Genomic DNA, 14055 nt, shown 5'->3' with positions numbered 1-14055 from the left:
CTGAATGCATAAATTTCAACGGCTGCGTAAATTTATTCTGGCTCTGCCGGTACTGTTTTTATTACTGGTGCTGGCAGACTGGATATGGCCCGTGGACTTGTCGACACGTAAAGGAGCACAAATTGTTGTTGACAGTCAAGGCGAGGTATTACGGCGTTTTGCCGATGAACGCGGCATATGGCGTTATCCAACATCACAGCAGCAGGTATCTGAATATTATATTCAGGCATTATTAGCTTACGAAGACCGCTGGTTTTATCAGCACCCTGGTATAAATCCATTAGCCATGCTCCGAGCGTGTTATCAATTAGCGCTCAACGGAAGGGTTGTTTCCGGCGGCTCTACTTTAACGATGCAGGTTGTTCGTTTACGCTACCCTCAACATACCGGCGGGAATAAAGGTCTGCTGGGTAAATTTTTGCAGATTGGCCGTGCACTGCAGTTAGAGTGGCATTTTTCTAAGCAGGATATTCTAAAATATTATCTGAATCATGCTCCGTTTGGTGGAACGATTGAAGGGGTAGAAACGGCTAGCCGGCATTACTTTGGTCATTCAGCTCAAAGCTTGACTCATGCCCAGGCCGCTTTATTAGCGGGTTTACCTCAAGCACCCAGTTATTACCGGGCAGATCGTCATCCGCAGCGGGCGATGCAGCAGCGAAATAAAGTGCTGCAGCGTATGAACAGATTCGGCGTGCTGTCTCAACAAGAATTAGAGCGGGCTTTGATGGAAGATTTGAGTATTCGTATCAAACCTGCACCTTTATCGGCACCCTTATTATCCAGACGTTTAGTTAATACTTATAAAAATACTGCTCGAATAAGTACCTATATCCATCGTGATCTGCAGCTGGCTGCTGAGCAGTTAGCACGTGATAACCGCGGCTTCTTACCTGCGGGAGCATCAATTTCTATGATGGTTATGAAACACGGCAGCGGTGAAATTAATGCTTACGTAGGTTCTGCGGATTTTTTGGATGCGAGCCGCTACGGTTATATTGATATGGTCACAGCCCTGCGTTCTCCAGGATCTGCGTTGAAACCTTTTATTTATGCTATGGCACTGGATCTGGGCATTATTCACAGTGAAAGTTTATTAATGGATGTGCCTCTTGTATTTTCTGATTACCGCCCTAGTAATTTTGATGTGGGCTTCAGCGGCGCAGTCAGTGCGAGTCAAGCATTGCAGAAGTCACTCAATATTCCTGCTGTACAGTTATTAGAACAAATCACAGCTCGCGCTTTTTATGCGGGGCTGCAGTCTTCCGGAGCGGAATTAGTTTTACCTGCGGGAGCAAAGCCAACCCTGGCACTGGCATTAGGCGGAGCAGGTATTCGCCTGCAGCAGCTGGTATCTCTGTATTCATCTCTAGCTAATCACGGTAGAGTTATTTCGCCCAAATTTATTCGGCAGGACAGTATCCCTGAATCTAAGCCCTTATTGAGTGAGGAAGCCGCATGGATAGTGCGGGATATATTACTGCAGGCAGACCGTACTCGTTCTGATCGGCCTTTAGCCTTGAAAACTGGTACAAGCTCAGCTTATCGTGATGCCTGGGCACTGGCTGTAACCGGGCAGTATACAATAGGTGTATGGGTTGGTATGCCTGATAACGCGACCATGAGCGGCCATTATGGTGCGCAGACGGCAGTTCCTTTATTACGTGCTTTGGCGGAACGTTTACCGCAGACGAATGAAAGCCGATTTATTCATACTCGGCCGGATAAGGTTAAGGCTGTTGATATTTGCTGGCCTACAGGAACGGCAGATATAAGTAAGCCTGAATTGTGTGACAGTAAATCAACAGCCTGGACTATTAATGGTAAAACACCGTTGACGTTAATGCATACAAAGGAAAACAGTGAGCAGGATGCTAAGCCTTGGCTTGCGGTAAAGGTGGCTAATGACTCAGGCTTGAGAGTTGATTTAGGCTGTGTGGAAAAGACCAGCACTATTTTATTCCCACGCTGGCCGACACCGCTGCAGAATAGGATTAATCCGTCATGGCAAAGCTATCAGCGCATTCCTGAATTAGATCCCCGTTGTCATAAGGCTGGTGCTTTATTACCTACGGCGGGCGTTAAAATTCAGGGTATTGAAAAAGGCCAGCGTATCAAGCTGCATGCGGCAACTGGGAATCGGCCCATATTACGAGCAGAAGCGGTGGGTGGACAGCCGGACTGGTACTGGTTCTTAAATGGAACGTTATTAACGGCACAAGCGAATAAAATTAGTCTGCCGGTTCCTCCGCCGGGATACCATCAGTTGAGCGTGGTTGATCAGAGCGGGCAGGGAGATCAGGTCAATTTTGTCGTTGAACCTGAAGACAACGCGCTGCCTTAATAATATGAGCACTGACGAAATCAGGGAAGACAGCGTGTAGATAAATTAAGTTTTAAAAAGGGCTGGTAGAGCTGCCGGCCCTTTATTCTTTTCTTGTAATCTACTCATACTCAGAAGAATAAGTCTCTTCATAGGTGTGTGAGTAAAGCTCAAATAAGTTTCCAAACGGGTCTTCCAGGTAAACCATTTTTGCAGGTTTGTTATCATCTTCAGGATGATACTGCATGATATCCATTCTCACTTTACCGCCGAATTTCTCTGTCTTTTCAATAACATCATCAAAATTATCCGTTTGCAGGCAAAAATGAAAAATACCGATTTTAGAAAAATCAACTTCATGGCGCTCCTGGTGCTCTTTCATTTCAAACAGCTCAACACCAATACCATCCGTTGTTACCAGGTGTGCAATATTAAAACCTTTAAACCCTTCACCAAAGACTGCGACACACATTCTTCCGATAGCAGTCTCACGCTCCTCTTTGACTTTGGTGCAGCCCATCACGACTTTAAGACCAAGCGCATTGGTGTAAAACTCGACAGCTTTATCCATATCGCCCACCATAATACCCACATGATTCATTTTCATAATTTTCTCCAAATTTAAAATAATATACTGGTAACTTGTTTTGATGGAGTGAGTATAGGGATTATTGTGTATCACAAGAAATTATCAATGGTTATTAAAATGATAATGTTCCGTTATGATGGTGTGGGCTATATTGAAAGATTATCAGCTAAATATCATCAATATTAGCTGTTCTAGAAACTGCTGCTGCATGTTTTCCCTGAATATTTACCCGACTGCTTAAACGCTCAACTTTGTATTTTTCCTGTTCTGCCTGCTGCTGAAATAGTTCTTATACCCGTTATCATTCAATTTGCTGTATCAGTCGTTTTAAGTGCCTTTTGATTTTAATGATAGATGCAAAATGCGGAGCTGTTATTAATAGATACACCTTGTGATGAACAAAAAGTCAATACTGTTTCTTTGTGAATACAGATAATAAAACAGATTTTTACGACCTTGCAATTATCCTGTGATTTGGTTGGAATCTCATAAAAATCAACTGGTTGCTTGTTGTGTTATATTGTTTTGTTTATCTTGTTTATTCCGAGAGATGACAACTTTATTCACTATGTTTATCTGATATGCTGTTCACAGGTCAATTATTTGTACGTTTATATTGCTGTGTTTCTTATCTAAGAAAAAATGATTTTCGTCTATTCCATTGACCTTTTTTAGCGGTTCAAAGTATGTACTTGTTTGTTTGAATTTAAGCATATTTAAGAATTAATTTATTAAGGAAATGAAATGCAGGTTAGAAATGTTATTAAAGTATTATCGACTGTGGGGATTGTTTCGCTGCTTACTGGTTGTTCAGTGGACAATACCGAATATGTTACTCCGCCCATTGCGGATAGTATTGATTTAGGCCCGTACAAGTGTACAGATGAAGAGCTGGCTGTAGACGCTTCTAAAGACTGCCGTTTGTATATTAAAGGTTCAATGAACAGCTGGTCAGCTCGTCCGGAAGCACAGTTACACTATCAAGGTGAAGGTGAATATATTGCTTTGTTTGCTATGCAGCCGGGCTCTTACTCATTTAAGATATCAGATCCGGGCTGGAGTGAAGAACGAGATTTAGCCGTTAGTGAAGATGCTGATGCCGAGGTCATATTTGATTCAGCGATGACGTTACAGCGTAAATATGATGATTTTAGTAATAAAAACATGGATATCACCGTCGCCAGTGATGAAGACCAGGTATATCGTTATACCTTAGATGCGTCTGCAGGTATTAATAACCCTTTACTGCTGATTCAAAATATCACTGACAGCGATGCCGACAATCTGACTGAGCCGATGTACCTGGTCGGTACTTTCAATGACTGGACTGCTTCAGAGAGCAGTGTGTTTTCATACGCTGGTGCAGGTAAGTATGAAGTGCAGATGAGCTTTGCTGAAGCGGGAACTATTAGTTTTAATGTGCATCAAGGTATTACTGAGCCGCTGGTTTACGGTTCTTTAGATAATCAGCCAGTCACTTTAATCGAAGGAGAATCATCTCTTACTACTTATCCGGGCGGTAAAATGTCAGCTCAGGTCGAAGCGGGTACTTATGTATTTTCTTTGTCTGCACTAGGTGACGGTCAACTGGCTGTGCCGCTGTCTATAGCAAAAGTAAAAGCAGTTGCAGGTCATGACACTATTACGGGTATTAATGCTGCAGTCAGCTTAACGGCTGACGGCAGTGCTTATGCCGGAGATTACAGCTGGGCGGCCAAAGGTAATATGAATGTAACGCTTAACGACGATTTAACTCAAACTCCTGTTACTAAACGTCAAATCGCGGCTGCTGATGCGTTAGGCCGTTACACTGCCACCCTGACTATCAATAAAGATCTCTCTTCAGAATCTACTGCTAGCCATGATGTAGATGTGATTGAGCTGGAAAAAGCCGATAACATCGTAATGATGATTGGTGACGGTATGGGTTATGCGCAGCTTGATGTCACCCGGGCATATAAGGGCGAAGCATTATTTCTTGAGTCAGGCAGACACCGCGGTGATATTAAAACCGCTAGTGCCGATACATTAGGCTATGAAAATCTACCTGAGTTAGGAGCCAACTATTACACCGATTCAGCAGCCGCTGCATCGGCTATGGCAACCGGGCGCAAGGCGGTTTCTGGTACTATTTCTCAGGCAATTCCGGGTGACGGTTCTGATCTGCAGACCATACTGGAATATGCGCAAAGCTTAGGTAAATCCGTTGGTGTGGTGGCAACGTCACATTGTGTCCATGCTACCCCGGCTGCCTTTGCTTCGCACGGTCCAAACCGAAATGACTTTGTGACTCTGTCTGAAAGCATGTACGGTAAAGTAAAACCAAACGTCACCTTATGCGGCAGCAAGCTGGTGGACGGCGTCGATATAGTCAGTGCCGAAGCCGGCAAAGCAGGTTACACCGTGGTTAAGAGCAAAACGGACTTAATTCCGGCGTTAGCGGCACTGCCTGAGACTGATGAAAATGCTGAAATTTTATTTGCCGGTATTTTCGGCGAAGATGAGATCCCTTATGTATTACCGTTAGATGAGCAGAAAAGTTATGAAGAGCAGGATATTCCGCAGCTTAATGAAATGGCGGCCGCCGCGGTAGAAATCTTGTCGAAAAATCCTAATGGTTTTGTATTGATGATAGAAGGCTCACAAATTGACTTTGCTTCTCATGTTAACGATGAAGAGCGCATGATTCATGAAACCATCGCGTTTGACAAAACGGTTGAAGAAATGGCTGTCTGGTCTGAGATGCGCAGTGATTCGATGCTTATTGTTACTGCTGACCATGAAACCGGAGGTTTACGTCTTGAAAAGACCAATGGAGTGGGCAAAGTACCTGAAGTCAGCTGGTTATGGGGAAGCCATACCAACGTTGATGTGCCGATTGCTTCCTGGGGGCTTAATTCTCATGTCTTTGTGGGACGTACGGTAGACAATACCGCTGTTTATAATGTTATGCGCGGTGCTCTAGACGCACAATAAACTCAGGAGTTTATCAGTCAGCTCAAACCTGAGCTGACTGTTACTTATTTTGTAATGGTGACTGTTAGTTAAATTTGAGCAGAATCCTATGCACTTCAAATCAATTTCCTCGGTGAGTGTTTACATAGTAATTCATCCGTCCTTTTATCCATTCATCTGATAAAGAGGGCAGTCAATACTTTCAGCATTTTTAGTAATAGACAGGTTCCGTGTAAAAGGTTAAATAACCGCAGTTTACGGGAATATGTGTCGATATGATTTACACTGTTAATCTTGTTCTTAAAACGCCTCAATGTATCTGGTTGATAATTAAAGCTATTCAACAAAGGCATAGTAAATGCAAGGTTATTAACTGCAATAATAAAATTGCTGCAACACTTTCGTTAATTTGTCAGAGAAAGGAGTGTAACTATGTTGAAAACTTTTTCTACTATGATTGCGGCTGCCTGCTTAGCTTTAACGGCAATGACTGCATCTGCAATTCCGTTTGTGGCGACACCTGCAGATACGTTAGGGCCGTTAAATGGCGGTTCAGTGCTTGAAAATGTCGTTTCTCCCGGAGCTGGAAGCGCAGTATTAACATTTGATCTACTTGGTTATAAAAGTGTGGATGGTGCGAATGGTTACCAGGACATTTTTAGATTAGATATAAACGGCAGTAATCTGTTTACAGGCTCTTTTAATATGGGCGGCGGCGGCGCTACTAATATTATTTTTCAAGATCCTGGTGTAACTGTAGTTTCGACAGTATCTTACGGTTTATTTCGAGGCGGCTTAACCCAGTTTGCTGTTAACCATAACCTGTTATCAGGTAATAACAGCTATCTGTTTGATTACGGTGTCATGCAGGGCTTACATGATGAGGGCTGGGGTCTTAGAAATATTGTTATTAGAGGCACAGTAAGCGATGTACCAGAGGCGAATACTGTTGGTTTATTAATTTTGTCGTTAGCTATGCTGTTTTGGTCTAGGAAAAACAAACTAATAAGATCGTAATTTAGTCAGAATTAATCACTTTTCTGAGTTTGCCGTACGCTTTGTTAAGTTTTGAGCGTACGGCGTATATATCGAACATTCAGTCTATTTGTTTTTATATACTATTTTACCTAACTACCTGAGTAAACTTGCTATACCTTCATTGTTTTTAATCTCAACAGCCGGCAGCTCTATTTGACTATGTCAAACAGTATGCTGCGTAATACAAATAATGTTCTACTTATTACTCAATCAAGCGCCTGCTTTAACAGGTGGTTGCTGAGTTTGCGGCAAAATATTTAACTGGAAGCTAGTGCTTAGAGGTGTTTACAGGAGAGAAATTTTTGCAAAAATTGACTAGGTAATAGCAGCTGGATAGCCTTACAATTATATTTTTTACAGGGATGAGGAAGAGTACCATGGAAGGAAGAGTGCGGATACTTCTGGTTGAAGACGATCCAAGACTTGCCGGGTTGATCAGAGATTATCTGGAACTGCAGGGGTTTGAAGTGTTGATTGAAGGACGGGGGGACACGGCTTCCGGACGATTATTCAAAGAAAAACCCGATCTGCTTATTCTGGATCTGATGCTTCCCGGCATGGACGGCCATACAGTCTGCCGGACCGTTAGATCTAAATACCAGGGACCTATTCTGATTCTTACCGCTCGCGAGGATGATATGGATCAGGTTGTCGGTCTTGAACTGGGGGCTGATGATTACGTAAAAAAACCGATAGAGCCTCGGGTATTGCTGGCGCGCATTCGAGCTTTACTGCGTCGAGTGGAAAATAATACTAACCCTAATAAGAGCAGCGCAAAATTCCTCCCTGAGACCGAGCAGGATATTCATTTCGGCGGATTGAGAATCTGCAGTTCTTCTCATTCTGCTTTTCTGAATAACGAGCAGATTGAACTGACGACCACTGAATTTAAGCTGCTTTGTTATCTGGCGGCGAATGCCGGCAGGGTACTTGAGCGAGAGCAGATATTTTCTGCTATTCGAGGTATTGACTACGACGGCCTGGATCGCTCTGTCGACATTGCCGTCTCTCGACTGCGTAAAAAACTCGAAATCGATCCCTCGGTGCCTAAGCGGATCAAAACGCTCTGGGGGCAGGGATATGTATTCGTAAAGGACGCCTGGTAAAACGATATAAAAAGCAATTTTCATCGTAATTCCCATCCTCGATAAATTTACCTCCACTTTCATCAAACCGCTGTACAAGCAGTATTATCGAGAGCTGACTCGGCTGCTGCAGGATGACTGGCAGAGCCGCCTGCAGGAACTGCGTCCCGAATTCGGTCTTCAGCAGGTTTTGGTGCTGAGCAGTAAGAGTCATTTTCCAGCTGGCGACATTGCGCTGACGGATGGGGCGGGGCTAATGATGCAGTTAAAATTTAACAGTTCTTAACCACTAACGTGATCAATTTATTAAAATTAAAAGGTTAAATCAATGAAATTTTCGATAAAAACGAAGCTTATCGTTGCCTTGTGCGTGCCTCTTTTATTAATAGGTGTTGTTTTTATTTCCTCGCTGATAAATACACAAAGCGCGGTACTTGCAGCCGAACAAAACAATGTTGAAAGCAAAGTGACGGCACTGCTCAATGACGGTCTAAAGGGGCAGGTAGATACAGTAACCCGCTCTATATCCGATTATTATGAGCAGTCAAAGTTAGAAAATATCAAAAAGGAGTTGTCTGTTGAGATGACGGCTTTTAAACGCACCATTGAAAGAATTTATGAACAGAGTGATTCAGAGAGTGACGCGGCAGAGAGCATCTATGTTTTTCTTAATCAACATCGTTGGAATAACGGCCGATATTTTTTTGCTTATGATCCCGATACGTGGATCAGTAAAGCGTACGGCAGTAACTTAAGCTGGGTTGGTGTAAACGGTTACGAGAAAAAAGATGCTGATGGTAACTATTTTGTACAGACGGTTGTCGAGGCTGCCAGAAACAATAGTATTGGTTTTAGTCAATATTCATTTTTAAACCCGACTACCAAAAAAATAGAAGACAAGATAACCGCCTCGTTTTACTTTAAACCGTTAAATCTGGTTATTGCATCAGGCGAATACCTTAGCACCCTTAAACAGAATAATATTGCGGCTGCATTACACGCCATAAGCATTGCCAAATATGGGAAAAACGGCTATTTCTGGATACAAGATAAAGAGGGGACTATTCTTGCCCACCCGAAGAGTGAAATTGTAGGCACAATTGGCTCTACTACTGCAATTATTGCAGCCGGTATAAGAAATAAGCCTGAAGCCTTTGTTAAAACTGTTTATGAAAACCCGGCGACCCAAAAGTTTGAAAATAAAATAAATTATGCCCGAAAAATATTCCCTGAGTGGGGCTGGATTATTGTAACCGGCGCTTATGAGAGCGATGTCCTCACTATACAAAACGGCTTAACCAAGGCCACTAATGAGATTTTCGAGGAAAGAACCACCTTAATGATTATCGTCTCATCGATTTTAGTGATTTTCGGTTTTATTGTGGCCATTTGGGTTATCAGCTTTACTCTTAAGGGGATTGCTTTGCAGAAGGATCTGATTAACGCGGTTTCTCATGAACTCCGTACCCCCATCGCCCGGCTTCGATTCGGCGTAGAAATGATGGAATCCTCACCCCCCCGGACAGGGGAGAACCGTTATGTCACTGGAGTCCAGCAGGACATTGATGAGCTGGAGGATCTGGTTAGTGAATTACTGACTTATGCCCGTTTCGACCGCAATGTTTCGGATCTGCAGATGCAGTCACTGACTATAGTCCCCTGGCTTGAGGATGTTCTGGCGGCTCTCGCAGCAGAAGTTTCAGCGCAGCTGCAGCACGTTTTTCTGGTTGAGCCGAACGCACAAGGTTATTTTGAACCTAAGCATCTACGGCGGGCGGTGAGTAATCTGGTACATAATGCGGCAAAGTATGGAAACGGTCTGGTTGTTGTGACCTTAGAACAACGAGATACGGAGTACCTGCTCCATGTTGATGATGATGGTCCAGGTATCCCGGATGCTGATCGGGAACGGGTTTTCGAACCTTTTGCGCGCGTCGATTCCAGCCGAAGCCGTGAGTCTGGAGGCTACGGACTGGGACTGGCGATTGTCAAACGGGTGCTTGACGAACATCACGGTTCTGTTTCTAATACAACGTCACCTCTTGGCGGCTGCCGGTTCACGATTCGCTGGCAGGTTTAAAATACTAATGAAGGTTTGACTGAGATCATCGAGACAGACACTGCGCGGGCGGTTATGAAGTCTTGATTTATCCCGTTAGATCTTTAACTTCTCTGCTTAACTTTTCCTCTGCCGTTTCTTTGGCATCGTAATTAACGACTGCTCAGCTACAATTCATTATTGTTACAAATTGTTACAAATTAAAACAAAAGGCCAACAGATTTACTTCATACAGGAGGGTAATGTTGTAGTAACTTGATTTATATGTGATTTTTATTAGCTGTTAAAATTCCCAAATAACTGCAGTTCCACTAATTCTTATCTTAAAGGGGATTGTCAATTGAGAACGTCCAGCGGCTGCCGCTCATTGTCATGACCGGGTTATGTATGGTCAATAAATAATTATAAAGTGGTGCTGATTAATATTGACCACTTTATACACTGTAACAATTTTTAAAATGAGTGTATAAATGGAACATATACTACTGCAGCCAATGCCGGTTGAGCAAATAGAACTGTTAATCGTTAAATCCAAGTATATTGGTGATAATGAAGCGGAGTTTATACTGCATAAGGAGATTTATCTGCGTTGCTGTGATGTGCTGGTTGAGAATGAAAGGATCAGAACCATTGTCACCATTATTATTGCCTCTATTCTGCTGGATCAACCGCTAGTCACACAACGACAATACATTAAATCACTGTATAAACGCTTCGGGACGGAAGCGAATAAAAGTAAAGCAAATTTGATGAAAATGAAGCATGATTTAAAGACTGTTGAGCAGCGCGGGAACGGCAGCTGGTATTTAAAAGCAGCACTGGTTGAGCGAATTGCGGCTGAGGAGCTGGCGTTAGACCGCTACGCTGAGGAACAATCGCTAATAAATAATCACTGCCCTCGCTGTGCTGCGGCTCAGGGGGACGAAATAAGTGTAGGCTGTGATGCCTGCGGCGGTACGGGAAAAATTGCGGTGACAATGCGTGATGCTAAGGCGTTTTTTAATGTGCTGGGTTTACCGTACACGCCGTATAAATTTGCATCTGAGTATTGGAGTAAAATTCTATTTATTGTAAGTGAATTACAAATTAAATAGTCTAACACGATAACTGCCATGCACAGGACTCTGTAAATAACCCTGTGTGCCTCGATTCCAGCCGAAGCCGGGAATCTGGAGGCCGCGGATTGGGTTTGGCAAACGTCAAACGGCTGCTTGACTCACATCATGGATCAGTTTCTATTACAACTTCTTCTCCTGGCGGCAGCCGCTTTACGCTTTGCCGGCAGGTTTAAATCGACAGCTGTTTTCATCACGTTTATCCAGTCACACAGCAGGCGTCTAAGAGCAGCCGCGTTTTCAGCCTCTAAACTCCCTTTTTTCCCTGTGCAGCTTGCATATAAAACCGCGAACTTTCTTTCTGGGCATGGTAATTAACTAGCCGGCCCTGTATTCGCCATGGTTACAGGTTGTTACAAATTAAAACAAAAGGCCAACAGATTTTTTCAAAAAAAGAGATACGATAGCAAAGTTAACAATTAGGTAAATGAAGGTGCGGGAATGGGATAAGGTGGTTGTTTTTTTACATTCGAAAAGACTAGCTTGGAGGGAACCTCGTACGTCTGCTAACGTACTTATAAAGAGAAATACAAAGATGGATATTAACCAACGTGATATAACCACTGAAATTCATGTCAAAGGCGCTACTTACTTAAATTTCAATATCCCTAAAGAATTTCGCGGTACCTATTTAGGTCTGTGTCATGATTACATGATTGAGTTCTTTAAACAAACAGGAATAACTAAACTTCAGCTTCAGCCTGTAATGGAGTTCCAGGAAGAGGAACACCTTATCGAAAATGGTTTAACTAACTACTGGGGTTATAACCCGTCATGCTGGATAACACCTACAATACGTTATGCGACGCAAGACGGGGATCCAGTTAGCGAATTTAAACAGATGGTTAAAACCCTAAAGGATAACGGCATTAAAGTTATTATCGATGTGGTATATAACCATGTGGCGAAGAGTGTCCGCAAGTATTACCCGCACTGGAATAGAAACTACTCCGGCTGCGGCGATACTGTACAGCTAGAACACTGTGTCGATAAAGTAATACACTCAATGCATACGTGGCATTGTGACTACGGTGTGGACGGGTTTAGATTTGACCTGGCTACTGCATTAGGCCGTGACGGTTTAGGCGGGTTCAATCCTAACTCTAAGATGCTTACCGCCATTAAGAATGATCCTAAATTACAGGGAGCTGTACTTATTGCAGAACCGTGGGATTGTGAAACATATCAGCTGGGCAGATTCCCTGCGGGTTTCCAGGAGTGCTCTGATCGATACCGTCAATGTGTTCGTGAGTTCTGGAAAGGCACAGACAGCATAGGCAACCTCGCTAAGTATATTACAGGCAGCCAGGACACATTCAATAACTGGCAAAGCAAACGCCCAGTGAACTACGTTACCTACCACGACGGTTATACTCTACAAGATTTAGTTAGCTATGATGAAAAACAAAATCTTGCTAATAAAGAAGATAACAAAGACGGGTGTAAGAATGAAGACAACGCCAGCTGGGGGCGTTATAAGCCGGGTGATACGCCAGAGCAGACAACGGCACGTAGAGAGCGTGATAAACGTAGTATGATGACTACACTGCTTTATAGCCTAGGCGAACCACACATCGTATTTGCAGACTTATTCAGCCATACACAGCGAGGTAACAATAACGCCTATTGTCAAGACAACGAAATCAGTTGGATTAACTGGGACTTTACCGACACCAACAAGAAAAATTTCTATAACTTTATGGCACGCACTATAAAGGCATCTTCTGCAGTTATGGAAGAGTTTAATGCGGCGGTAAATAACGGTTTACAGTATGACTGGAAGTGTGATGACTGGGCTGGTAAAAATGCAATGTTAACACTAACCACAGAAGATAAAATATTGACCTACAATATCGCAAGAGAAGGCATCACTATGTCTGCATACGATCGAGTATTTGTAACATCGTCTGCGGGTGAACTAGCCGCCGCATAAATAACATTAAGCGGCAGTTATATGAAGCCGCTATACGTTAATTAAACATGGATTCCCCCAGCTCAGCCGGGGGACTCGCATAGGTTTTACTGTTACAACGGTAGGGGAGTTTTCTTTGCTCGACCAAAAATAATATATGGCGCTCAGAAAACACTTAGGCGGGGCGTTTTATGAATCAGCAAAAAGAAAAGGAGCAATCGAAGCAGCGCATTTTCTTTTTATTACTTGAATCTGGAAGTGATTTGTTAAATAACAAGCATCTTAATGTGTCGCCTTATCTCCCCAAATTTCTTTGAGTCGTTTGTCACGGCCGCAGTTCCAGCGATAGAATTTATAGCGAACGGGGTTGTTTATATAATAATTCTGATGGTAACTTTCGTCACCTTTAATAGGATAAAAGACAGTCGCTTCTAAAATTGGCGTAACAACTTTTTGATCAGGGAACTGCTCGGCTATTTCTCTTTTAGATTGTTCCGCTATTTTCTTTTCAGTTTGGCCTGCGACAAAGACTGCACTTAAATAACTTGAGCCTTTATCACAAAACTGTCCTTTATCATCAAATGGATCAATGTTAATCCAGTAATGGTCCAGCAGCTCTTTATAACTAATTTTTGCCGCATCATAGGTGATCTCAACGGCTTCATAGTGACCTTTATGACTGCCGTAATAGCTTGGATCTTCTAACGTTCCACCAGTAAACCCGGAGATGACATCACTCACCCCCTCAAGCTTTTCAAAGTCGGACTCCATACACCAGAAACATCCTCCAGCTAGTACGGCTTTATCTGCCGCCGCATTAGAAACAGAGAGCAGCAGGCTGGTTAAGATAAACAATAGTGGTTTACATTTCACAATATTTCTCCTTTCTATTTAACTAAAGAATAGTCTAAATGGTTCATGTCTAGACTGGACAAGGGGAGGGCTGTTTTTGTGTTTTCTTGCGTAAATTAAAAAGCAT

10 protein-coding genes are annotated in these 14055 nt (G+C 43.0%); 8 read left to right on the top strand and 2 right to left on the bottom strand.

Annotation, left to right across the window (positions count from 1 at the left end; translation table 11 throughout):
- Window positions 1-4: 4 nt before the first annotated feature.
- Window positions 5-2344 carry a penicillin-binding protein 1C gene (pbpC, locus tag G337_RS0103440; RefSeq protein WP_051302927.1) on the top strand — a complete coding sequence of 780 codons (2340 nt, stop codon included), beginning with the start codon at window positions 5-7 and terminating at the stop codon, window positions 2342-2344.
- Between the two features lie 100 nt (window positions 2345-2444).
- On the opposite strand, the gene G337_RS0103435 is transcribed toward pbpC, so the two are convergent.
- On the bottom strand, window positions 2445-2930 hold the full coding sequence (locus G337_RS0103435; RefSeq protein ID WP_028862631.1) for a VOC family protein: 486 nt from the start codon (window positions 2928-2930) through the stop codon (window positions 2445-2447).
- A gap of 726 nt (window positions 2931-3656) precedes the next feature.
- Here G337_RS0103435 and G337_RS0103430 point away from each other — a divergent pair.
- The 7 genes from G337_RS0103430 (at window position 3657) to G337_RS25500 (ending at window position 13097) form a co-directional block, all read left to right on the top strand.
- Window positions 3657-5888, top strand: coding sequence for an alkaline phosphatase (locus G337_RS0103430; RefSeq protein WP_028862630.1), 2232 nt, complete (start codon window positions 3657-3659; stop codon window positions 5886-5888).
- A 411-nt stretch (window positions 5889-6299) separates the two neighbouring features.
- Window positions 6300-6884, top strand: coding sequence for a PEP-CTERM domain protein (locus G337_RS0103425; protein ID WP_028862629.1), 585 nt, complete (start codon window positions 6300-6302; stop codon window positions 6882-6884).
- A gap of 398 nt (window positions 6885-7282) precedes the next feature.
- Window positions 7283-8011: a winged helix-turn-helix domain-containing protein gene (locus G337_RS0103420; protein ID WP_028862628.1), complete on the top strand. Its 729-nt coding sequence runs from the start codon at window positions 7283-7285 to the stop codon at window positions 8009-8011.
- Between the two features lie 307 nt (window positions 8012-8318).
- Window positions 8319-10070 carry a cache domain-containing protein gene (locus G337_RS27555; RefSeq protein ID WP_051302926.1) on the top strand — a complete coding sequence of 584 codons (1752 nt, stop codon included), beginning with the start codon at window positions 8319-8321 and terminating at the stop codon, window positions 10068-10070.
- Window positions 10071-10519: 449 nt separating this feature from the next.
- The gene (locus G337_RS0103410; RefSeq protein ID WP_028862627.1) at window positions 10520-11143 is read left to right on the top strand and encodes a hypothetical protein; all 624 of its coding nucleotides are present in this window, start codon (window positions 10520-10522) and stop codon (window positions 11141-11143) included.
- A gap of 44 nt (window positions 11144-11187) precedes the next feature.
- Window positions 11188-11340, top strand: coding sequence for an ATP-binding protein (locus tag G337_RS29515; protein WP_084605269.1), 153 nt, complete (start codon window positions 11188-11190; stop codon window positions 11338-11340).
- 359 nt (window positions 11341-11699) lie between these two features.
- Window positions 11700-13097, top strand: a complete 1398-nt coding sequence (locus G337_RS25500) for an alpha-amylase family protein (RefSeq protein ID WP_051302925.1) — start codon at window positions 11700-11702, stop codon at window positions 13095-13097.
- Window positions 13098-13358: 261 nt separating this feature from the next.
- On the opposite strand, the gene msrA is transcribed toward G337_RS25500, so the two are convergent.
- Window positions 13359-13949: a peptide-methionine (S)-S-oxide reductase MsrA gene (msrA, locus tag G337_RS0103400; protein WP_028862626.1), complete on the bottom strand. Its 591-nt coding sequence runs from the start codon at window positions 13947-13949 to the stop codon at window positions 13359-13361.
- Window positions 13950-14055: the final 106 nt, after the last annotated feature.

It is taken from the genome of Psychromonas aquimarina ATCC BAA-1526, assembly GCF_000428725.1.
Taxonomy (GTDB): Bacteria; Pseudomonadota; Gammaproteobacteria; order Enterobacterales; family Psychromonadaceae; genus Psychromonas; species Psychromonas aquimarina.
Note: the sequence above shows the minus strand (reverse complement) of the source record. Positions and strands in the feature narration are given on the sequence as shown.